The organism is Jannaschia marina (genome assembly GCF_013404595.1).
In the GTDB taxonomy this organism is placed as follows: domain Bacteria; phylum Pseudomonadota; class Alphaproteobacteria; order Rhodobacterales; family Rhodobacteraceae; genus Jannaschia; species Jannaschia marina.
The window spans coordinates 181896-202592 of sequence record NZ_JABVAX010000004.1; the positions used below are offsets into that span (position 1 = coordinate 181896).

General features: G+C 68.6%; 21 protein-coding genes. 14 read left to right on the forward strand and 7 right to left on the reverse strand.

Features of this window, described 5'->3' with window-relative positions; genetic code table 11:
• Window positions 1-69: 69 nt before the first annotated feature.
• The gene (locus HSX43_RS09625; RefSeq protein ID WP_179379909.1) at window positions 70-810 is read left to right on the forward strand and encodes an RlmE family RNA methyltransferase; all 741 of its coding nucleotides are present in this window, start codon (window positions 70-72) and stop codon (window positions 808-810) included.
• 110 nt (window positions 811-920) lie between these two features.
• On the opposite strand, the gene HSX43_RS09630 is transcribed toward HSX43_RS09625, so the two are convergent.
• Genes HSX43_RS09630 through HSX43_RS09640 form a run of 3 tightly spaced genes read right to left on the reverse strand, consistent with a single transcriptional unit; the run spans window position 921 to window position 2393 of the window.
• Window positions 921-1169 (reverse strand): hypothetical protein, encoded by a 249-nt coding sequence (locus tag HSX43_RS09630; protein ID WP_179379910.1) that lies wholly within the window; start codon window positions 1167-1169, stop codon window positions 921-923.
• A 55-nt stretch (window positions 1170-1224) separates the two neighbouring features.
• Window positions 1225-1641 (reverse strand): MAPEG family protein, encoded by a 417-nt coding sequence (locus HSX43_RS09635; protein ID WP_179379911.1) that lies wholly within the window; start codon window positions 1639-1641, stop codon window positions 1225-1227.
• On the reverse strand, window positions 1638-2393 hold the full coding sequence (locus HSX43_RS09640) for an ArsR/SmtB family transcription factor (protein ID WP_179379912.1): 756 nt from the start codon (window positions 2391-2393) through the stop codon (window positions 1638-1640). The genes HSX43_RS09635 and HSX43_RS09640 overlap by 4 nt, the downstream gene beginning before the upstream one ends.
• 144 nt (window positions 2394-2537) lie before the next feature.
• Between HSX43_RS09640 and HSX43_RS09645 the strand changes: the two genes are divergently transcribed.
• Both HSX43_RS09645 and HSX43_RS09650 read left to right on the forward strand, forming a co-directional pair.
• Complete coding sequence (locus HSX43_RS09645; protein WP_179379913.1) at window positions 2538-3281, forward strand: alpha/beta hydrolase; 744 nt, start codon at window positions 2538-2540, stop codon at window positions 3279-3281.
• Window positions 3282-3326: 45 nt separating this feature from the next.
• Complete coding sequence (locus HSX43_RS09650) at window positions 3327-4316, forward strand: alpha/beta hydrolase (protein ID WP_179379914.1); 990 nt, start codon at window positions 3327-3329, stop codon at window positions 4314-4316.
• 3 nt (window positions 4317-4319) lie between these two features.
• Here HSX43_RS09650 and HSX43_RS09655 read toward each other — a convergent pair whose 3' ends face one another.
• Complete coding sequence (locus HSX43_RS09655) at window positions 4320-4892, reverse strand: exopolysaccharide biosynthesis protein (protein WP_179379915.1); 573 nt, start codon at window positions 4890-4892, stop codon at window positions 4320-4322.
• Between the two features lie 117 nt (window positions 4893-5009).
• Between HSX43_RS09655 and HSX43_RS09660 the strand changes: the two genes are divergently transcribed.
• From HSX43_RS09660 to HSX43_RS09695, 8 genes are all read left to right on the forward strand, one after another.
• Window positions 5010-5765, forward strand: coding sequence for an SDR family NAD(P)-dependent oxidoreductase (locus tag HSX43_RS09660; protein ID WP_179379916.1), 756 nt, complete (start codon window positions 5010-5012; stop codon window positions 5763-5765).
• A complete protein-coding gene (locus HSX43_RS09665; protein ID WP_235962599.1) occupies window positions 5750-6784 on the forward strand; it encodes a LacI family DNA-binding transcriptional regulator in 1035 nt (344 codons plus the stop codon). The genes HSX43_RS09660 and HSX43_RS09665 overlap by 16 nt, the downstream gene beginning before the upstream one ends.
• Window positions 6781-7764: a nuclear transport factor 2 family protein gene (locus HSX43_RS09670; protein WP_179379917.1), complete on the forward strand. Its 984-nt coding sequence runs from the start codon at window positions 6781-6783 to the stop codon at window positions 7762-7764. Before HSX43_RS09665 ends, HSX43_RS09670 begins: the two co-directional genes overlap by 4 nt.
• 32 nt (window positions 7765-7796) lie before the next feature.
• Entirely contained in the window at window positions 7797-8291 is a 495-nt protein-coding gene (locus HSX43_RS09675) for a hypothetical protein (protein ID WP_179379918.1), read from the forward strand.
• Window positions 8292-8311: 20 nt separating this feature from the next.
• Window positions 8312-9268, forward strand: coding sequence for a cupin domain-containing protein (locus HSX43_RS09680; RefSeq protein WP_179379919.1), 957 nt, complete (start codon window positions 8312-8314; stop codon window positions 9266-9268).
• Window positions 9269-9373: 105 nt separating this feature from the next.
• The gene (locus tag HSX43_RS09685; RefSeq protein WP_179379920.1) at window positions 9374-10579 is read left to right on the forward strand and encodes a hypothetical protein; all 1206 of its coding nucleotides are present in this window, start codon (window positions 9374-9376) and stop codon (window positions 10577-10579) included.
• An 87-nt stretch (window positions 10580-10666) separates the two neighbouring features.
• The gene (locus HSX43_RS09690) at window positions 10667-11500 is read left to right on the forward strand and encodes an AraC family transcriptional regulator (protein ID WP_179379921.1); all 834 of its coding nucleotides are present in this window, start codon (window positions 10667-10669) and stop codon (window positions 11498-11500) included.
• Window positions 11501-11580: 80 nt separating this feature from the next.
• Window positions 11581-12711, forward strand: a complete 1131-nt coding sequence (locus HSX43_RS09695) for a cobalamin-independent methionine synthase II family protein (RefSeq protein ID WP_179379922.1) — start codon at window positions 11581-11583, stop codon at window positions 12709-12711.
• A 15-nt stretch (window positions 12712-12726) separates the two neighbouring features.
• On the opposite strand, the gene HSX43_RS09700 is transcribed toward HSX43_RS09695, so the two are convergent.
• Window positions 12727-13173, reverse strand: coding sequence for a hypothetical protein (locus HSX43_RS09700; RefSeq protein WP_179379923.1), 447 nt, complete (start codon window positions 13171-13173; stop codon window positions 12727-12729).
• A gap of 117 nt (window positions 13174-13290) precedes the next feature.
• Here HSX43_RS09700 and HSX43_RS09705 point away from each other — a divergent pair, with 117 nt between their 5' ends.
• The gene (locus HSX43_RS09705; RefSeq protein WP_179379924.1) at window positions 13291-13716 is read left to right on the forward strand and encodes a SufE family protein; all 426 of its coding nucleotides are present in this window, start codon (window positions 13291-13293) and stop codon (window positions 13714-13716) included.
• A gap of 69 nt (window positions 13717-13785) precedes the next feature.
• Here the strand turns inward: HSX43_RS09705 and HSX43_RS09710 are convergent, their stop codons facing one another.
• On the reverse strand, window positions 13786-14799 hold the full coding sequence (locus tag HSX43_RS09710; protein WP_179379925.1) for an alpha/beta hydrolase family protein: 1014 nt from the start codon (window positions 14797-14799) through the stop codon (window positions 13786-13788).
• 140 nt (window positions 14800-14939) lie between these two features.
• On the opposite strand from HSX43_RS09710, the gene HSX43_RS09715 reads away from it, so the two are divergent.
• A complete protein-coding gene (locus HSX43_RS09715; RefSeq protein ID WP_179379926.1) occupies window positions 14940-15944 on the forward strand; it encodes an AraC family transcriptional regulator in 1005 nt (334 codons plus the stop codon).
• A 319-nt stretch (window positions 15945-16263) separates the two neighbouring features.
• Here HSX43_RS09715 and HSX43_RS09720 read toward each other — a convergent pair whose 3' ends face one another.
• Window positions 16264-17163, reverse strand: a complete 900-nt coding sequence (locus HSX43_RS09720; protein WP_179379927.1) for a LysR family transcriptional regulator — start codon at window positions 17161-17163, stop codon at window positions 16264-16266.
• Between the two features lie 130 nt (window positions 17164-17293).
• On the opposite strand from HSX43_RS09720, the gene HSX43_RS09725 reads away from it, so the two are divergent.
• On the forward strand, window positions 17294-20695 hold the full coding sequence (locus HSX43_RS09725; RefSeq protein ID WP_235962600.1) for an indolepyruvate ferredoxin oxidoreductase family protein: 3402 nt from the start codon (window positions 17294-17296) through the stop codon (window positions 20693-20695).
• Window positions 20696-20697 lie beyond the last annotated feature (2 nt).

The window sequence follows — 20697 nt, forward strand, 5'->3', positions numbered from 1 at the left end:
GACGAAAACTCCGGCAAAAGGCTTTGACGAAGGCTTTTGATCGGCGCGCGGGGGCTTTAGATCGCGGATATGGTCAAGAAACCCACCAAGGGCATCAAGTCCGGCAAGGCCTCGGGCCGCGGCTACCGCGATCTCACCGTCAAGGTGAAGACGGCGCGGGGGCGGAAGCTGTCGTCGAAGCTCTGGCTCGAACGGCAGCTCAACGACCCCTACGTCGCCCGCGCCCGTGCCGAGGGCTATCGCGGCCGCGCGGCCTTCAAGATCATGGAACTCGACGACAAATACGGCTTCCTCGTTCCGGGCGCACGGGTGGTCGACCTCGGCTGCGCGCCGGGCGGCTGGATCCAGGTCGCCGCGCCCCGGATCAACGCGCTCGGCGAGGCGGAGAAGAAGCCGCAGGGACGCATCATCGGCGTCGATCTGCAGGAGGTGGAGCCGATCGCGGGGGCGGAGATCCACGTGCTCGACTTCCTCTCCGAAGGGGCGGACGACCGCATCAAGGCGTGGCTCGACGGCGAGGCGGACGTGGTCATGTCGGACATGGCGGCCGCGTCCTCGGGCCACAAGCAGACCGATCACCTCCGGATCATCGCGCTCTGCGAGGCCGCGGCGGAGCTCGCCTTCGATGTGCTGGCCCCCGGCGGCACCTTCGTGGCGAAGGTTCTGGCGGGCGGGGCCGAGGGCACGTTGCAGAAACAGCTCAAGACACATTTCACCAAGGTCGCCAACGTGAAGCCCGGGGCCAGCCGGTCGGACAGCTCCGAGAAGTTCGTCGTCGCGCAGGGGTTCCGGGGGCGGGGTGACGACTGACGCCGGGCAGTCGTCATGGTCGGGCGTGACCCGACCATCTCCCGCCGTTCTGCTGCGCCAGGGGGCGGGATCCTCGGGGCGAGCCCGAGGATGAAGATGGCAACCGGCACTCAGGTCTCCGGATCGGCAACGTCCTTCGGGGCCTCGTTTCCCCGGATCCGCTTGTCGCGCGCCTCGTCGATGGCGAAATCGTCGGCCGCGCGGGCCGGTTTGTCGTAGCGCGTCTGGCCGCCGTCCGGCTGCCGCTTGGCCCGGCTCTCTCCGAAGGCGTTGTCCTTCGGGTCGCCGGGCGCGTGCGGCCGGTCGGGGATCGGCTGGACCGGGGCGTCGCGGTCGGAGTGGGGTGGGGTCTTCGGCATATCGGGCCTCCGGGATCTGTCGGAGGCCCAACGCCCGGGGCGCGCTCCGGGTCCGTCAGCCGGCGATCAGGATGCTCGCCCCGACCGCCAGCACGCAGGCCCAGCCCGCCGTGAAGACGAGCGGCCGCGCCGGGAAGCGCAGGGTGCCGATGATCATTCCGACCGCGTGGAGAACGCGCAGGCCGAAGAAGAGCCCCGTCGCCCAGACCGTCACCGCCGTGGAGACGCCGGCGACATGGGCGATCAGCACGAGCGCGAGCATCGGCAGGAACTGCTCCAGCAGGTTCAGATGCGCGCGGAAGGCGCGCGCGACCCACGGGCGCTGCAGGTTCGGGTCCATCGGCGTGACGAAGGGGTCGGCCCCGTCCGGCCAGGTGCCCGCCGGCGCGGTGTTCACACCCACGATGAACGGGATCCAGAGAGAGGCCGCGAGCAGCGCGGTGCAGGTCATCCACCAGAGTTCGGGGGTCATTGGCCGGCCTCCATCTGGGGCGCGGAGATGCGCGTGGGCGTCCCCGTCTCGAGCCAGGTCTTGAGCCCGGCGACGAGCCGCTCCCACCCCTCGGCATAGCCTTCGCCACCCGGCGGAATGTCATAGTGCTCGAGCGTGAGCTGGCAGGCGTTCTCCTGCGGCTCGATCGTCCAGACGAAGCGCGAAACGGGAATATCGGGGGCCCACTTCGGCGCAAACTCCGATTCGATGCGCGTCTTGGGCGTCTTCGCCGTCTCGCGGCAGATCAGCATGTCCGACCCGTCGGGCAGCTTGTAGACGAGCGCGTCGCCGTCGCGGACGGCCTCGGGGGTGAAGGGGTGATAGTTCGCGGCGGCATCCGCCTCGGTCAGCGCGTCCCAGAGCGCATCCTGGGTGCAGCGGATGTAGGTCCGCAGAACGTAGTCGGGTTTCGCAATCATCGTGGTGCCCTCCAATCGAGCCTTGAGGTCGAGGACCCCCAGGATCGCGGGGGCCATGTTGTAGGGTTCGATCCAACGCGCCAACGCTTCGGTCAGCGGCACGGCGTTCAGGTAGTGATGGGTGAAACGTCCGCGTTTCACCCGTGTCACCAGCCCGGCGTCCTCCAGCACCCTCAGGTGCTTGGCCACCCCGAACCGCGTCAGCGGCAGCATCGCCTCGAGCTCGGACAACGTCTGTCCGTCGTCCCGACGCAGGGCATCGAGAAGGTCGCGCCGATGGGGGTCGGCAAGGGCCTTGAAGACCGAATCCATGCAACTTTTATAGGTGACTCGATAGTCACCTGTCAAGACATGTGACTAGGTGGTCACGTATTGCGGGGACCCCGCGCCCGGAACCGCGTTGCATCTCCGGTCGAAGGACGATGTTCTGCCGTCCGACAGATCGAGGAGAGCCCCATGTCCACCATCGCCCGCGCCGGAAACGACCTCGCCTATCGCCACACCGCGGGGCAGGGGCCGGGGGTCGTCTTCCTCGGCGGTTTCAAGTCGGACATGGAGGGGACGAAGGCGCTCGACCTCGAGACCTGGGCGCGGGCCGAGGGGCGCAGCTTCCTCAGGCTCGATTATTCTGGCCACGGGCAATCGAGCGGTGCCTTCACCGAGGGCTGCATCGGCGACTGGTACGAGGACGCGCTTGCCGTCATCTCGGCGGTGACCGAGGGGCCGCAGGTGATCGTCGGCTCCTCGATGGGCGGCTGGATCGCGCTCCTGATCGCCCGGCACCACCCCGAGCGGGTCGCCGGCCTCGTCACCATCGCCGCCGCGCCCGATTTCACCGAAGACGGCTACTGGGCGGGCTTCTCCGAGGCGCAGCGGACGGAGGTGATGGAGGCGGGGCAGACCGCCGTGCCCTCGGACTATGGCGAACCCTACATCATCACCCGTCGCCTCATCGAGGAGGGGCGCGACCGGCTCGTCCTGCGCGATCCGCTGCCGCTGCCGTTTCCCGTGCGGATGGTGCAGGGGACCGAGGACGCGGCCGTCAGCACTGCTACCGCGCTCCGGCTTCTCAACCACGTGACCTGCGACGACATCCGCCTGACGCTGGTGCGCGGGGCGGACCACCGGTTTTCGTCGGACGACGACCTCGCGCTCATCCGCCGCAGCGTCACGGAGGTGCTGGCGCGTCTGCCGGCTTGACGCGCGGGCCCCGGCGGGCGTCACTTCGGTTGGGGAGGACGCGACATGCGACGGCTGCTCAAGGGCTTCGGTTGGCTGATCGGCGGGCTGGCGGTTCTGGCCGTCGGGCTCTGGATCTTCGGCCCATACGAAGAGGTCGACACCGGGGTCGATTTCGATGCCGCAACAGTGCCCGACGACGTGGACGGCTGGCTCGCCGACCGCGAGGGCCGGGTGCCGGACGTTTCGCCCGACCACACGAAGCGCGTCCTCTGGGCCGGTGCACCGGGCACCCGCAGCGATCTCGTCCTCGTCTATCTCCACGGCTTCTCCGCCACCCTCTGGGAGACACGGCCGCTTGCCGACCGGCTCGGGGAGGAGCTCGGGGCCAACGTCTTCTACACGCGCCTTGCCGGGCACGGGCGCGACGGGGCCGCGATGGCCGAGCCGCAGGCCGGCGACTGGGTCGAGGATCTGGCCGAGGCGATGGCCGTGGCCGAGAAGCTGGGCGACCGGGTGGTCGTCATCGGCACGTCGACGGGCGGCACGCTGGCCGCGCTTCTCGCCGCCGAGCCCGCGCTCGAGGCGCTCCGGGACGATCTTGCCGGCGTCATCTTCATCTCGCCGAACTTCCGGGTCGTGAACCCCGCGGCCCGGCTCCTCTCGATGCCGGCGGCGCGGCACTGGGCCCCGCTCGTCGCGGGCGAGACGCGGTCGTTCGAGGCGCTCAACGCGCGCCACGCCCGGCACTGGACGACCGAGTATCCGACCCGCGCGCTCCTGCCCATGCAGGCCCTCATCGACCATGCGGCGGCGCTCGACTACGCCGTGGCCGAGGTGCCCGCGCTCTTCTGGTACGCGCCCGCCGATCAGGTCGTCGACGCGGCGGCGACCCGGGCCGTCACGTCTGAATGGGGCGGGACGGCGACCACCCGGGAAATCGACGTCCATCCCGACGACGACCCCTATTCCCACGTCATCGCGGGCGACATCCTGAGCCCGGCTGGCACGCCGGGCGCGATTGCGGCCATGACCGACTGGCTGCGCGGGCTCTGAGCGTCAGGGCCAGAGCGCCCAGGCCCCCCAGAGCGCGGCGGCGAAGCCCGCCCAGGCCAGCGCCATGAGCCGCCCGTCCCGCACCGTCAGCGCCACGCCGAAAAGCGCCACGGTCGCCATCGGGATCGAGGAGGCGAAGGGCACGAGTTCGAGCCCCGGCACCGTCGCGCAGAGCCCGAGGATCGCCACTGCCGCCACGCGCGGAGCCGGCGGGTCGACGAGGAGCGGCAGATGGCGCCCGAGCCGCCGGTCGGCCCAGCGGGCGAGGGGGCGCAACCGGCCGATCGCGCGGCAGAAGGTATCCTGGTCGATGCTGCGGCGGGCGAGAACATCAGGCAGCCAGAATCGGTCGCGGCCTATGAGGATCTGCACGGCGATGAGCGCCACGATCGACGCCAGAAGGGTGGGCACGCCCGGGATGCCGCCGATCGGCGTGATTTCGAGCACCGCCGGCACCGTAAGCGACGCGCCGATGCCGCGATGGCCCAGCTCCTCGTTCACGTCACCGACGTTGACGCGATCGTCGTCGCCCACGCTGTCTTCGAGGGCCTCTACGATTTCGGTCGGTTTCGCCACGTTGCCCTCCGTCTCGGGGCTAAATGCGCGGGGGCCTCCGCCGGTTCAACGGAAAGCCCTTGATTCATGCCTCGACGAATGCTTGCATACCTATGCAAGCCGAGTCCGGAGCGCCCCATGACCCTTCCACGCACCCCGAGCTTCCGTCTCGACGGACGCCGCGCCCTCGTGCCCGGCGGATCCCGCGGGATCGGGCTCGCCTGCGCCGCCGCGCTGGCCGAGGCGGGGGCCCATGTCGTCCTCTGCGCGCGCACGGAGAGCGAGGTCGAGGCCGCCGTCGCCGCACTCCGCAACGCGGGCCACGGGGCTGATGGCGGCACGCTCGACGTCTCCGATCTCGACGCGCTCGATGCTTTCCTCGACGCGCACGGGCCCTTCGACATCCTCTGCAATTCCGCCGGCCTCGCCCGCCACGCCCCGGCGCTCGACACGACGCCCGAGGACTTCGACGCCGTCGTCGGCCTCAACCTGCGCGCGGCCTACTTCCTCGCCCAAAGGGTCGCCCGCCGGATGGAGGCGGGCGGCGTCATCCTCCAGATCTCCAGCCAGATGGGCCATGTCGGCGGCATCGACCGCGCGGTCTATGCGGCGACGAAACACGGGGTCGAGGGGATGACCAAGTCCATGGCGATCGAGTGGGGCCCGCGCAATATCCGCGTCAACACGATCTGTCCCACGTTCATACGCACCCCGCTCACCGCCGCGACCTTCGCCGACCCCGAGCGCCGCGCCTGGATCGACCGGATGATCAAGCTGCCCCGCGTCGCCGAGGTGGAGGATCTGATGGGGGCCGTTGCCTTCCTCGCCTCCGATGCCGCGGCGATGATCACTGGCACGGCGCTCCTCGTCGACGGCGGATGGACGGCGGACTGATGGCGAAGAAGGTCACCTCCCTCGACGTCGCCCGCCTCGCCGGGGTGAGCCAGTCGGCCGTCAGCCGCGTCTTCACCCAAGGGGCCTCGGTCAGCCCCGACATGTCGAAGCGCGTGCGCGCCGCTGCCGAGACGCTGGGCTACCGTCCGAATGCGCTCGCCCGCGGCCTCATCACCGGGCGCACGAAGATCATCGGGCTCGTCGTCGCCTATCTCGACAATCCGTTTTATCCCGACGCCCTCGAGAAGCTCTCGACCGCGCTGCAGGCCGAGGGCTATCACCTGCTCGTCTTCACGACCGGCAAGCACGGCGTCGATACCGACCGCGTGATCTCCGAGCTGCTCGACTATCAGGTCGACGGCATCATCACCGCCTCGATCACGCTCTCGGGCGAGCTGACGCGCCGCTGCGCCGCCGCCGGCATTCCCGTCATCCTCTTCAACCGGGGCATCCCCGGCTCGGGCCTCGCTGCCGTGACCTCCGACAACCGCGCCGGCGGGCGCAAGGCGGCGGAGTTCCTGCTGGCCGGTGGGCACGCCCGCATCGCTCACATCACGGGCTTCGCGGGGGCCTCCACAAGCCGGGATCGCCGTGCGGGCTTCGAGGCGGCGCTCGATGCGGCGGGGCAGGGGCTCCACGCGGTCGAGGACGGCCGCTACGACCGTGCCACCGCGGCCGAGGCCACGCGCCGCCTGATGGACCGGCCCGATCCGCCCGACGCGATCTTCGTGGCCAACGACCACATGGCGCTTGCCGTGATGGACGTGCTGCGCTTCGACCTCGGCCTGAAGGTGCCCGAGGACGTCAGCATCCTCGGCTACGACGACGTGCCCATGGCCGCCTGGCCCGCCTACGACCTCACCACGGTGCGCCAGCCGACGCGGCGCATGGTGCAGGCCACCGTGGAGGAGCTGATGGCCCTCCTCGAAACCCCGACCCGCACAGCCCGCAGCATCGAGATCGACGGTCCCCTCGTCGTGCGCGGGTCGGCCCGATTGCCCGAAGGACAGGACAGATGACGTTCAACAACCGCTGGTCGGACTTCCCCGACTACATCATCGGCATCACCAAGGAGATCTGGGAGGATCGCGGCATCGCGACGCTCCACGACTACTACGCCCCCGACATCGTCGTGCGCTCCCCGGCCTCGGTCGTGACCGGCAACCAGAACGTCATCGGCGCGACCATGGCGACGCTGGCCGAGTTCCCCGACCGTACCCTCCTCGGGGAGGACGTCATCTGGTCGGGCGAGAGCAGCGAGACGGGCCTTTTGTCGTCCCACCGCCTGCTGTCGACGGCCACCCACGCGGGCGACGGCGTCTATGGCCGCGCGACGGGCAAGCAGCTGACCTACCGCATCATCGCCGACTGCCACGCGACCGGCATCGCCATCGACGACGAATGGCTCATCCGTGACCAGGGCGCAATCGTCCGCCAGCTCGGCTGGACACCCGAAGACTACGCCGCCGACCTGATCGAACGCGAGGGCGGCGCGGCCAACGCGGCGAAACCGCTGACGCCCGAGACCGACCGCGCCGGCCCCTACGCGGGCCGTGGCAACGACAACGAATGGGGCGCACGCCTGGCCGAGGTCCTGACCCGGATCATGGGGGCGGACATGCGCGCCATCCCCGAGCGCTACGACCGGGCCTGTCACCTCGAACACCCCGGCGGCGTGACCGCTCACAGCCACGGGGCGGCAGATCGCTTCTGGATGCAGCTGCGCGCGGCCTTTCCGGACGCCGAGTTCAAGGTCGAGCACGTCATCGGCCGCGACGACCCGATGATGCCGCCCCGCGCCGCCGTCCGCTGGTCCCTCTGGGGCCGGCACAAGGGCTGGGGCGGTTTCGGCACGCCCTCGGGCGCGATGGTCTACATCCTCGGGATCACCCACGCCGAATTCGGCCCCTGGGGCCCCGACGGCTGGTCGATCCGCCGCGAATGGACCGTCTACGACGAAACCGCGATCTGGAAGCAGATCCACCTCGGGGCGGCCTGAACCGCCCGGCATCCCCTGGAAGGAGACCTCTCATGTCCCGCCTCGCGCCCCTCCTGCTGATCCTCGCCCCGCTTGCGGCCACGGCCGAGGGTTTCGCCCTCGATGACCTGCGCCGCCTCGACGCGGACGGGGCCCTGCTCGGCGCGGAGTGGCAGGCCGAGGCGACCGGGGCTCAGCGGCTCACCTACGCCTGCGTGGGCTGCGACCCGCTCGCCGCTGTCGACGTCGTTCTCGGGCGGCAGGACGACGGCACCGAAGATCGCGTGCGCAGCGGCGAGACCACGATGGAGAGCCTCGAGGCGCTCTGCCAGAGCCGCGATCCGTCCTGCACGCTCGAACGGGTGGACGTCGGCCCGGCCGCCGGCTGGGTCACGACCTACCGCGGCACCTTCGCCGGCAGCACGACCGTCCTGCTGCGCGACGGCGACATGCTCACCATCCGCGCCATCGCCGGTGACCCGGCGACCGCGCGCGGCTACGGCGACCGCGTGCGCGACGCGATCGCCGCCGAGATCATCGGCGACTGACGCCCAACCGGAGAAATCGAATGACCGCTCCCACCACCGTCCGCTACGGCGAACTCATCCCCTGCAAGACGGCCTTCATCGACGCCCACACGCCCGGCAGCGACCAGAAGGAGAACTTCACCATCATCGGCGGCGGCGTCTCCGAATCCGCAGATCAGCACGTCCACATCGCCACGCCCCACGGCTTCAACATCGGCGCGGCGGGGCAGCCGCCCAAGTGCCGCAACTCGCTCCATTCGCACCGCACGGCGGAGGTCTTCTTCGTCCTCTCCGGGCGCTGGCGCTTCTTCTGGGGCCGCTGGGGCACGGCGGGCGAAGTCGTGCTGGAGGAAGGGGACATCATCAACATCCCCACCGGCATCTTCCGCGGCTTCGAGAACATCGGCACGGACTACGGGATGATCATGGCGATCCTCGGTGGCGACGACGCCGGCGGTGGCGTCATCTGGGCCCCGCAGGTGATCGAGGATGCCGCCGATCACGGGCTCGTCCTGGCCGAGACGGGCAAGCTCTACGACACCAAAACGGGGCAGTCGCTACCGGAGGGCGTCGCGCCCATGGCCACGCTCACGGACGACGCGCTGAAGGACTACCCCGAGATGACGCCGATGCAGGTCGTCGGCTGGGGCGTGCGCCGCTACTGGGACATGGTCGCGCTGGCCTCCTCCGGGACGCCCTGCAAGGTGATCGGGGAGACCGGGATCATCCGCGACAAGCCCGGCTTCGAGGTCGACCTCGTTACCCGCGCCTCCGCCAGCGACGCGGCCCACAGCCACGACAAGCCCTCGGTCCTGATGCCGATGCGCGGGCACTGGCGGGTCGAGTGGGACGGCGGCAGCGATGTCCTCGCCCCGGGCGACACGATGTCGGTGCCCGCCGGACTTGCCCACAGCGCCGTGCCCTCGATGACCGGCGAGGCAAGCCTCTACCACATCGTCGGCACCGACGACGCCCCGGGGGCCAGCTGGCTCGGGTAACGGGAATGTCCTGGCAGGGCAAAAAATGAACGGAGTTTAAATTTTCTCTTGAGCGATCCGATTTGATCGGTCATGAATTGAACATCGTTCAATTCGGAGGCTGACATGTACTACGTCGCTGATACCACGCGCCTCGCGGCCGAAGGCGTCCTGACCGAACCGCAGATCGCCGTCCTCCGCGCGCAGGCGCGGGAGACCATGATGAAGCTCGCCGTCCACACGCTGCTGATCGGCGGGATCATCGCCACCACCTGCGGATTGATCCTCTGGCTCGCCGCACCGCTGCCCATCGCGTTCTGCGGCGGGCTGGCGCTTCTCGCCGGCTTCGCCGCGCTTGCCCGGGGCGGGGAGGCGTTGCGCTTCTTCGGCAATGCGGCGGCTCTCGTGGGCGCGGGGCTTCTGCTGGGCGGGGCCGGGGTCGAACTGATGGACAGATACGAGCACTTCGCCGGCCCGGCCATGCTCGGCATCGGAGGCGTCGTGGCCGTCGTCTTCGGCCGGGCGCTGCGCCGCCCGCATCTGACAGCGCGCTTCGTCTGCGGGGCAATCGCGCTGATGGGGGTTGCCCTGCACCTCACCGGCCTGGCCTTTCTCGCCGATTTCGCGGGGTGGACGGGCTGGCCCCTCGCGCTCTGGTCGCTCTATGCCGCCGGGCTCGTCGCCGCCGCCGGCATCGTCACGGACGTCCGTTTCGTCACCGCCCTCGCCATCGTGCCCTTTGCGCAGGCCCTCTCGACGGGCACGAGCTACTGGCACGCCGTCTACGTGTTCTACTCGCCCGAACCGACGCTCTCGATTTTGCAGATGTCGCTGCTCTGTCTGGCGGGTCTCTGGGCCGCGAAGCGGCTGGCCCCGCGGTGGGGCCGCCACGGCGGTATCCTCGCGATCATGGCGGCCATCGTCGCCAATCTCTGCGCGCTCGTCGGCTCTCTCTGGGGAGACGTCGTCGGGCAGACGGTCTGGGGTCCGGGCTGGTCCTACTGGTCGGCGCACGAGGCCTGGACCGACCGGGAGGCCTACGCGGCCGCGCTCGACGCCTTCCGCGAGACGGCGATCCATATTCCCGCGGGACTCTTTTCCATCCTCTGGGCGGTCGCGCTCGCCGCCGTGATCCTCTGGTCCGCCCATCGCGCCCGCCGCGGGCTCTTCAACACCGGTGTCGTCTTCGCGGGCCTGCACGCCTACACCCAGTTGTTCGAGAGCTTCGCGGACACGCCGCTGGCCTACGTGATCGGCGGGCTGACGGCGATCCCCGCGGCTTGGGCGCTTTGGCAGATCGACCGGCGCTGGATGGCCCCGCGCGCGGCATGAGCCGTGGCCGCACCATTGCGCAACCGCGATCAAGCGCCGGTCGCCCGCCACGGCGCAGAGTGCTAGCGTGAACCGACGGAGACCGGCATGGCCCTGATTGACCGCATCCTCTGGCAGATCGAGGTCCATCTCGACCGCGATCTCGACCTTGCCGAATTGTCGGACCGCTGCGCGGTCAGCCCCTATCACATGAGCCGGGCCTTCCGGCAGTCGACGGGGCTCTCGATCATGGCCTATGTCCGCGCCCGCCGCCTGTCGGTGGCCGCCCGGACGCTGGCCGGGGGCGCGGAGGGTGTGATCGGGGTGGCGCTCGACGCGGGCTATGCCTCGCACGAGGCCTTCACCCGTGCCTTCGCCGCCCGGTTCGGCGTCCTGCCGAGCACCGTGCGCTCCGCCGGTTCCATCACCGACCTCAACCTGATGGAGCCCCTGAAAATGGACAAGAAACTGATCGTCGACGTCGCCCCGCCCGAGATCCGCACACGCCCCGCGTTCCGTGTGGTCGGCCCGAGCCTGCGCTGCACCTTCGAGGACAACGCCGGCATCCTAGGCCTCTGGCAATCCTTCGAGACGACGACCGCCAACGTCGAGAGCTCCGCGCCTGACGTCGCCTATGGCGTCTGCGCCGATGCCGACGGGGCCGGGTCGTTCCGCTATCTCGCGGGGCTGGCGGCGGAGGCGCGCGTCGACGGCCTCGACGCGGTCGACCTGCCGGCCGCCCGTTACGCCGTCTTTACCCACGACGGGCATATCTCCGACCTCCCGAGGACCGTCTACACGATCTGGAACCGCAGCCTGCCCGATCATGGCCTCGACCCCGCTGGCACCCCCGACTTCGAGGTCTACGACCGGCGCTTCGATCCGCGCACGGGCCGCGGCCCGGTCGAGATCTGGATCCCCGTGATGGCCGACGCCGCCTGAGATCCGGCGGGCGGCGGCCCGGCCCGGTTGCCCTCCGCCGCCCGCCGTGGCACCTCCTCACGAAATCGAGAGGATAGCCCATGACCATCCGCGTCACCCATGTCGGAAGCCTGCCGCGCACGCAGGAAACCGTCGATTTCATCTTCGCCCGCGAGCGCGAGGAGCCCTACGACGCCGATGCCTTCGCCGCCCAGATGACGGCGGCGGTGGACGAGGTCGTGCGCCGGCAGGTGGCGGCGGGGGTGGAGGTCGTCTCCGACGGCGAGACCTCCAAGATCAGCTACGCCACCTACGTCAAGGACCGCTACACCGGCTTCTCGGGCGACAGCCCCCGCAACGCGCCCGCCGACCTGAAGCGGTTCCCCAGCTTCCTCAAGCGCCTGGCCGAGGCGGGCGGCACGCCGCAATACGCGCGGCCCATGTGCACAGGGCCGGTCAAGTCCAAGGGACAGGGCGAGCTTCAGACCGACATCGCCAACCTCAAGGCGGCAATGGAGACGCACGGGGCGAAAGAGGGCTTCATGAACGCGGCCAGCCCCGGCGTCATCAGCCTCTTCCTCCAGAACCAGCACTACGCAACCCGCGAGGAATACCTCGCCGCCCTCTCGGACGCGATGGCGGAGGAATATCGCACCATCATAGACGCGGGTCTCTACCTGCAACTCGACTGCCCCGACCTCGCGCTCTCGCGGCATATGCTCTTCGCCGACCTGAGCGACGCGGAGTTCCTCAGGATCGCGCAAACCCACGTCGAGGCTCTGAACAACGCCCTGCAAGGCATTGATCCGTCACGAGTCCGCGTCCACATCTGCTGGGGCAACTACGAGGGGCCGCATGTCTGCGACATCCCGATGGATACGGTCTTCTCGACCTTCCTCGGCGTGAACGCCGACCAGCTTCTCTTTGAGACGTCGAACCCCCGGCATGCCCACGAGTGGCAGGTCTTCCGCGACCGCAAGGGCGAGATCCCCGACAGCAAGATCCTCGTTCCGGGCGTCGTCGACACCACGTCGAATTTCGTCGAACACCCCGAGGTCGTGGCCGAGCGGCTGGCGCGGTTCGCGGGTATCGTCGGCCCGGACCGCGTCATCGCGTCGAGCGACTGCGGCTTCGGCACCTTCGCGGGCTTCGGCGCGGTCGATCCCGAGATCGCCTACGCCAAGCTCGGCGCGCTCGCAGAGGGCGCGGCGCTCGCGAACGCGCGGGGGTAGGGCAGCGGCGCGCCCCTACTGCCGGCTGACGGAGCGGCGGTTCGTCTGACCCTGCACGGCGATCGTGCGCACGCCGGCCAGCTCCTGCGTGGTGAAGAACGCCCCGGCCAGCACCTCGCGCGAGGGCTGCGTGCCTACGGGTTCCGGCGTCAGCGGCGGCGAGATGTTGAACTGCAGGAGCATCACGCCCGCGTCCTCGGTCGGGATGCGCGCAAGCTCCGCCTCCCAGAACCCCTGCGTCGGCGGCAGGCCCACGGCCGAGACGATCACGCCGCCGGGCGTCGGCTCCGCCTTGAGAGAGACGACCTGCTGCACGACGGGGCGGCCGGGGTCGGTACGCGCGGCCTCGATGCGCTCCTCGCGGTCGGAGCCGAACCAGTTGAGCGGGTTGACCCGCGACTCGCCCAGGCCGCATCCGGCGAGTGCCGTGAGCGCCATAACCGCGGTGATCCGTGCGAACATTCCGTCGTGTCCCCTGAAGTCCATTGCCACGGGGCTAGCCCATCGGCGCGGCTTTGGGAAGCGGGCTGGACCTTCGGGGGCCCAGAGCCTAGCTCTGGCGCGACAGGAGAGGTGCAGATGGCACAGAAGAGCTTCGAGGATCTGGTCGAGACGTTCGAGTTCCTCGACGACTGGGAAGACCGCTACCGCCACGTGATCGAGCTGGGCAAGGCGTTCCCGCCGCTCGACGACGCGCTCAAGGTGCCCGCGACCAAGGTCGACGGCTGCGCGAGCCAGGTCTGGCTCCACCCCCGGATCGACGGGCAGGGGCCGGAGGCGACCTTCGACTTCGCCGGTGAATCCGACGCGATGATCGTGCGCGGCCTGATCGCCATCCTGCACGAGCTCTATGCCGGGCTGAGCGTGTCGGAGGTCGGCCGCGTGGACGCCGCGGCGGAACTCGGCCGCCTCGGCCTCGACGACCACCTCTCCTCCCAACGCTCCAACGGCCTGCGCGCCATGGTCGCGCGCATCCGGGCGACGGCGGCGGAGGCGGCGGGGTGATCGGAGGCGTGAGGTCGGCTATCCGGACAAACCTGCCGTTCACCAGCAAATGGCGAACGGCAGGTTCGGCTAAAGTCCCAGTTTCTCCGAGATGGCATCGATGATCGCCGAATGCACAACCGCACGATCCGTGCCGGGCGGATCAGTGCAGACCGGGTCGTCTTCCTCTGCCTCCAGTATGGCCGGTGCGTCCGGCTTGCAGAGCGGCATGGCAGTGAAATGGAAGGCCGGGGAAAGCTGCACGATACGCGCGTCGGGCAGAAGGGCGTCAAGCCCGCTGTCGTCGAAATTCGTCGCGGACAGGCGCGTCTGGTTATCGCCGAGGCCGATCAGGAGGGCACCGGGCACAAGCGCCGCCGTGTCCGAGCCGTCGAGCCCCCAGACGAAACCGGGATCAATGGCCGCCACCTGCGTGACGCGGGAGTCGGCGTAGCTCGCGTTCCAGGTCGGCGGGTCTTGCGTCTGCATGCTGACGGCGTCGGACAGCAGCATGTCGCAGGCCTCCATCGTCTCGATCTGGGCGGTGCAGACCCCGACGATCCCCTCAAGGTTGCCGGTCACACCCCCCAACGACAGTGCCGTCCAGCCGCCGTAGGAAAACCCGGCCGCCATGATGCGCGAGGCATCTATATGGCCCCCCAGCGCCGGGTCATCGGTCAGCATGTCCAGCGCGGTCGACAGGTCTTGCGCGCGGGTCCAGTGCCGAACGCCTTTGGACATGTCGAAGTCGCCCCAGGTCGAGTTCGGATGGTTCACCATCACGACGATGGCGCCCCGGTTCGCCAGTTCCGAGGCCAGCCAGGCCTGAGCCCGGTCGGTGCCTCCCATGCCGTGACTGAACAGAACGACGGGGAAGTCGCCGGGCGCGACATCCGCATCCAGCGTGGCGTCGACACCCAGGAAGACGGGATTGTCCGCATAGAGCGTCGGTGTGCCGCCTGCACCGCGGGGATACCAGATCGCCGCGCGCGCCTTCGCATCATGATAAGGCATGTAGATGTCGGTCAGCCTGAGGCCGGCGCCGTCGGCTGCCGCGCCGGAAGCCATGGACGTGAGGACAAGGGCGATTGCTGTGGTCTTCATAATTGGTCTCCAACAAGAGGTGTGATGACCAAAGGATTGCCCGCCACTTAGGGAGGCCGCGTCCTGTTTCCGGATTCAGGTCGCCTTGGATCGCGTTTTCGGTCTAGCAGGAAGTCGGCCCTGACCGAAAAGACGCACCCATGCCTACACTTCCCATCCCGGTTTTCGTGGCCCTTGTTCTCGGCTTCGCCTGTCTGCGCCTGTGGATGGAGCAACGACGGCTCGGCGCACTCGGGCTGCTTCTGGGGATCTGCGCGGTGCAGTCTCTCATCATCGCAATGGCTCAGCATTACATGGTTCCGGGGATGCGCTGGATGCAGCCGATCGGCGCCTCTCTCATCCCGCCGGCGGCGTGGTTCGCTTACACCGTCACGGCGGTCCGGCCCGCCGGCAGGGTCGATGTGCTTCACGGGCTCGTCCCTCTCGCGGCGGTCGCAGCGATCCTGGTGGCGCCTAGGTTTCTCGATGTTCTGCTGCCCGGGGCTTTCGTCGGCTACGGCATCGCCATCCTGGTGCAAGCGCTTCGCGGGGCCGATGCGCAGCCTCGCGCGCTTCTGGCATATGGCAACATCCCGGCGCGGATTTGGCTGATCATCGGCGCGGCGCTTATCGCATCGGCGTTGAGCGATGTCCTGATCGTGCTCGCGCAGATAGCCGGCCGAGGAGAGTTGCGGGTCTGGTTCATCACCGTGTTTTCCGTCGGCAATCTGCTGCTGATAGGGCTGTTCAGTCTTTCGCCCTATCTCAGGAACGACGAGACGGAGAAACCCGAGCCTGTAGGAGAGAGGCCTGAACCGGATGCCGAACTCTGGGAGCGCGTGACGGCCTACATGGCGCGGGAGAAGCCCTACCTCGATCCCAACCTGACACTCTCGCGGCTTGCACGGAAACTGCGTGTACCGGCCAAGACACTGTCAGTGACGATCAACCGCGCGACCGGCGAAAACGTGTCGCGTTTCGTAAACGAGGCGCGTATCGGGAACGCGAAAGCTACGCTCATGCGCGGAGAAACCGTCACTGAAGCGATGCTGTCATCGGGGTTCAATACGAAGTCGAACTTCAATCGCGAATTCCTACGCGTGGCCGGATCCAGTCCGAGCGACTGGCTTCAGGCTGAGGGCAGGGCAATATGCAAAAGCACGTAGCGAGACGATTTGCCAGTTACCTAGCCGACATTCGGTTAACTTGCAGCAACAGTCCACTTGGGCTCCAAGCCGACATTCCCGACCGTCAGCGACACCACAGCACCCACTCGCCCTCGCTGCCGCCACCCCGACCGTACAAAAAAAGGCCGAGCTCAAGGCTCGGCCGAAGTCCAACAGGGAGGTGAAGGGACATGAAACTGTCATCCTTCAAGAGCCTAGATATTGCGCAGACCGCCTTCCGACAAGGCGGGAACTGAACCGGTCGGTGCAATCCCGCTATGCGTCGGGCGCATAGCTGAAGGCGCAACCCATTGCCGTGTCACGTTTTCTCCCGCTGCGCCTTCCGGTAGGCGACGACCTCGTCCACCACGAAGTCGCGGAAGGCCTCGATCCGCTTCGACCCGCGCAACTCCTCGGGGAAGGCGAGGAAGACCGGAACCTCGTTCGATTCCACCGTCGGCAGCACCCGCACCAACTGCGGAAAGTCCTGCACGAGGTAGTCGGGCAGCACGCCGATGCCAAGGTCGCTCAGCACGCCCTGCAAGACGCCGAAGTAGTTGTTGACCTTGAGCGTCCGCCCCACGTCGTAGGTCATCAGTTCGCGCACGAGCGTCGCCCCCGCGCTCACCTGCGTCACGTCGAGCGACTGGCAGAGCAGGCGGTGGTCCGACAGGTCGTGGAGCGAGCCGGGCGTGCCGTTCTCCTCGAGGTAGGCGGGCGAGGCGAAGAGCTGCATCCGGATGTCCATCAGGCGCTTGCGCACGAGATCGGCCTGGCTCGGCTCCTTCATGCGGATGGCGACATCCGCCTCGCGCATGGGCAGGTCCAGGACCCGCTCCTCCAGCATCAGGTCGAGGCTCAGGTCGGGGTACTTGTCGTAGAGTTTCGACAGGCGCGGGGCGAGCCAGATCGAGCCGAAGCCGATCGTCGTCGTCACCCGCAGGTTGCCGAACACCTCCTCCTCCGAGTCGCGGATCCGCGCGCTCGCCGTGTCGAGGCGCTTGGTCATCGCTTGTGTCGCGTCGAAGAGAAGCTCGCCCTGCTCGGTCAGGATCAGGCCGCGCGCGTGGCGGTGGAACAGCGTCGTGCCGAGCGCGTCTTCCAGCGCGCGCACCTGACGGCTCACCGCCGACTGCGAAAGATGGAGCACGTCGCCCGCGTGGGTCAGCGACCCCGCATCGGCAACGGCGTGAAAAATCCGTAGCTTATCCCAATCCACGACTCACCCGCGTCAAAAAATCCATCCGCCCCGGAGCCGTCTATACGGTAGGGTGGAGAGGAAGTGTGAAGAAGATTCCCCTTTATAGGTCACAAAAGCTGACCTATATATGTGGCAGGAGGAGACATTCATGCGCCATGACGTATCCCTGACCGACCGCTACGACCTGGAAAAGGACGAGGTGCTGCTGAACGGCACGCAGGCGCTCGTCCGCCTGATGCTGATGCAGAAGGAGCGCGACCGCCGCGCGGGCCTCGACACCGCCGGCTACTGCACGGGCTACCGCGGCTCGCCCCTTGGCGGCGTCGACCTCAACATGGCCAAGGCGTCGAAGGTACTGAAGGCCAACGACATCACCTTCCAGCCGGGCCTGAACGAGGATCTGGCCGTCACCGCGCTCTGGGGCGCGCAGCAGGCGGAACTGAGGGGCGAGGGTACGCATGACGGCGTCTTCGGGCTCTGGTACGGCAAGGGGCCGGGAGTCGACCGCTCGGGCGACGCGATGCGCCACGTCAACATGGCCGGCACCTCGCGCCACGGCGGCGTCCTCATGGCCATGGGCGACGACCACACCGGCGAATCCTCCACCACCTGCCATCAGTCCGACTGGGCGCTCATCGACGTGCACATGCCCGTCCTGTCTCCCGCGGGCGTGCAGGAGATCCTGGACTACGGCCTCTACGGCTGGGCGCTCAGCCGCTACGCGGGCGTCTGGGTCGGCATCAAGACGATGAAGGACACGGTTGAGGTCACCTCCGTCGTCGACGGCCGCCCCGACCGGCTCTCCTTCGTGACGCCCGACTACCCGATCCCCGAGGACGGGCTGAACATCCGCCTCAACGACCACTGGATCCCGCAGGAGGAGCGGCTTCTGGGTCACAAGCGATGGGCCGCCGAGGCCTTCAGCCACGCCAACCGCATCGACAAGCGCGTCCATGGGCGGCCCGGGGCCAAGATCGGCTTCGTCAGCCACGGCAAGAACTGGCTCGATCTCGTCCACGCGATGAACCTGCTCGGCCTCGACGACGCCGAATGCGCGCGGCTCGGCATCACCACCTACAAGGTCGGCCAGACCTGGCCCATGGACATGAAGGGCCTGCACGACTGGGCCGAGGGGCTCGACCTGATCGTCTGCGTCGAGGAGAAGCGCAAGCTGCTCGAAGTGCAGGTGAAGGAGGCCATCTTCGACGACCGGCAGGGCCGGCGCGTCTACGGCTACACCGACGGCGAGGGCAAACGGCTCTTCAAGCAGGCCTTCGCCCTCGACCCGACCGACATTGCCGAGAAGCTGGGCCGCGTGCTGACCGAGGAGGGGCGCTGCACCGACCGGATGCAGTCCGGGCTCGACCGCATCGCCGAGGCCAAGCGCGACGACAACGCCCCCGACATCGCCAAGCGCACGCCCTGGTTCTGCTCGGGCTGCCCGCACAACACCTCGACCAAGGTGCCCGAGGGCTCCCGCGCGGGGGCGGGCATCGGCTGCCACGTCATGGCGCTCTGGATGGACCGCTCGACCGAGGGCTACACCCACATGGGGGCCGAGGGCGTCAACTGGGTGGGCGAGAGCCAGTTCTCGAAGCGCAAGCACGTGTTCCAGAACCTGGGCGAGGGCACCTACAACCACTCGGGCATCCTGGCGATCCGCGCCGCGCTCGCCGCCAAGACGAACATCACCTACAAGATCCTCTACAACGACGCGGTCGCCATGACCGGCGGGCAGCACAACGAGGGCGACCTCGCCCCCGAGCAGATCGCCCGCGAGCTGCAGGCGATGGGCGTCAAGGAGATCGCCGTCGTCTACGACGAGAAGGAGGACGTGCAGAAGTCGCGCTTCCCCGCGGGCCTCAGCTGGCACGAGCGCGACGAGATGATGAACGTCCAGACCCGCATGAAGGAGGTCGAGGGCGTCAGCGCGATCCTCTACATCCAGACCTGCGCCGCCGAGAAGCGCCGCCGCCGCAAGCGCGGTCTCTTCCCCGACCCGGACCGCCGCATCTTCATCAACACCGACGTCTGCGAGGGCTGCGGCGATTGCGGGGTGCAGTCGAACTGCGTCTCGCTCGTGCCCGTGGAGACGGAATTCGGCACCAAACGCGCCATCGACCAATCGTCCTGCAACAAGGATTTCAGCTGCGTCAAAGGCTTCTGCCCCAGCTTCGTCTCCGTCGAGGGGGCCGAGCTGAAGAAGAAGGCGACCCGCGATGTCGACATCGGCACGTTGCCCGCGCCGGAGGTTCCCGCGATCGAGGGCACCTGGAACGGCGTCATCACCGGCGTCGGCGGCACCGGGGTCGTCACCATCGGGGCCGTCCTCGCCATGGCGGCCCATCTCGACGGCAAGGGCGCGGGCCTGATGGAGATGGCCGGCCTCGCGCAGAAGGGCGGGGCCGTCGCGCTCCATTGCCGGCTGGCGAACACGCCAGGCGAGATCAGCGCGATCCGCGTGGCCCTGGGCGAGGCCGACGCGCTCATCGGCGGCGACCTCGTCGTCTCGGCCGATACGAAGACGCTCTCGCTCACCTCGACGGGCCGCACCGGCGCCGTCGTCAACAGCCACGAGATCGTCACCGGCGATTTCACCCGCGACGCCGATTTCAAGCTGCCCGCCGACCGGCTCGCACTCTCGCTCGAGGCCCGTCTGCGCGACGGGCTGATGCTCTTCGACGCCTCGAAACTGGCCGAGACTCTGCTGGGCGACACGATCTTCTCGAACATGATGATCCTCGGGGCCGCCTGGCAGCGGGGTCTCGTGCCGCTCAGCCACGAGGCCATCGTCAAGGCGGTGGAGCTGAACGGGGCCGCGGTCGAGAATAACCAGCGCGCCTTCGAACTCGGCCGCTGGGCCGTGGTTGAGCCCGAGGCCGCCGCCGCCATGACCGAGGAGAAGGTCACGTCCCTGCCCAAGTCGCCCGAGCAGCGCATCGCCGCCCGGGTGGAGCATCTGACGGCCTATCAATCCGCCCGCTACGCCAAGCGCTACACCCGCCGCCTCGACGCGATCGAGGATGCGGCGGTGCGCGAGGCGGTCGCCAGGGGCTATCACAAGTTGCTGGCCTACAAGGACGAATACGAGGTCGCGCGCCTGTTGCAATCGACGCGGGAGAAGGCCCGCGCCGCCTTCGATGGGGACCTGAAGCTGACCTATCACCTCGCGCCGCCGATGCTCTCGAAGCAGGGGCCGGACGGCCGCCCCGCCAAGCGCGCCTTCGGGGAGTGGATCGAGCGCGCCTACCCGATGCTCGCCCGCTTCAAGCGCCTGCGCGGCACGCCCTTCGACCCCTTCGGCTACACCGCCGAGCGCCGGATGGAGCGGGCCCTCATCAAGCAGTACGAGGCCGACCTCGACGCCGTGCTCCCCAAGCTCGACGCGCGGACCCGGGAGGCCATCGTGGCCCTCGCCGAACTGCCGCTGACGATCCGGGGTTTCGGTCCGGTCAAGGCCAAGAACGAACAGGCGGCGGCCAAGCGGCGGGAGGAGCTTCTGGCGGTGATCCGCGCGGGCGGCCCCGACCTCGCGCAGGCCGCCGAGTAACG

Coding starts and splice junctions, on each gene's coding strand:
- HSX43_RS09675 (WP_179379918.1), top strand. CDS start 7,797: ATGTCCCGCCTCGCGCCCCTCCTGCTGATCCTCGCCCCGCTTGCGGCC.
- HSX43_RS09685 (WP_179379920.1), top strand. CDS start 9,374: ATGTACTACGTCGCTGATACCACGCGCCTCGCGGCCGAAGGCGTCCTG.
- HSX43_RS09660 (WP_179379916.1), top strand. CDS start 5,010: ATGACCCTTCCACGCACCCCGAGCTTCCGTCTCGACGGACGCCGCGCC.
- HSX43_RS09635 (WP_179379911.1), bottom strand. CDS start 1,641: ATGACCCCCGAACTCTGGTGGATGACCTGCACCGCGCTGCTCGCGGCC.
- HSX43_RS09710 (WP_179379925.1), bottom strand. CDS start 14,799: ATGAAGACCACAGCAATCGCCCTTGTCCTCACGTCCATGGCTTCCGGC.
- HSX43_RS09640 (WP_179379912.1), bottom strand. CDS start 2,393: ATGGATTCGGTCTTCAAGGCCCTTGCCGACCCCCATCGGCGCGACCTT.
- HSX43_RS09715 (WP_179379926.1), top strand. CDS start 14,940: ATGCCTACACTTCCCATCCCGGTTTTCGTGGCCCTTGTTCTCGGCTTC.
- HSX43_RS09625 (WP_179379909.1), top strand. CDS start 70: ATGGTCAAGAAACCCACCAAGGGCATCAAGTCCGGCAAGGCCTCGGGC.
- HSX43_RS09690 (WP_179379921.1), top strand. CDS start 10,667: ATGGCCCTGATTGACCGCATCCTCTGGCAGATCGAGGTCCATCTCGAC.
- HSX43_RS09665 (WP_235962599.1), top strand. CDS start 5,750: ATGGACGGCGGACTGATGGCGAAGAAGGTCACCTCCCTCGACGTCGCC.
- HSX43_RS09725 (WP_235962600.1), top strand. CDS start 17,294: ATGCGCCATGACGTATCCCTGACCGACCGCTACGACCTGGAAAAGGAC.
- HSX43_RS09695 (WP_179379922.1), top strand. CDS start 11,581: ATGACCATCCGCGTCACCCATGTCGGAAGCCTGCCGCGCACGCAGGAA.
- HSX43_RS09630 (WP_179379910.1), bottom strand. CDS start 1,169: ATGCCGAAGACCCCACCCCACTCCGACCGCGACGCCCCGGTCCAGCCG.
- HSX43_RS09680 (WP_179379919.1), top strand. CDS start 8,312: ATGACCGCTCCCACCACCGTCCGCTACGGCGAACTCATCCCCTGCAAG.
- HSX43_RS09705 (WP_179379924.1), top strand. CDS start 13,291: ATGGCACAGAAGAGCTTCGAGGATCTGGTCGAGACGTTCGAGTTCCTC.
- HSX43_RS09700 (WP_179379923.1), bottom strand. CDS start 13,173: ATGTTCGCACGGATCACCGCGGTTATGGCGCTCACGGCACTCGCCGGA.
- HSX43_RS09645 (WP_179379913.1), top strand. CDS start 2,538: ATGTCCACCATCGCCCGCGCCGGAAACGACCTCGCCTATCGCCACACC.
- HSX43_RS09670 (WP_179379917.1), top strand. CDS start 6,781: ATGACGTTCAACAACCGCTGGTCGGACTTCCCCGACTACATCATCGGC.
- HSX43_RS09650 (WP_179379914.1), top strand. CDS start 3,327: ATGCGACGGCTGCTCAAGGGCTTCGGTTGGCTGATCGGCGGGCTGGCG.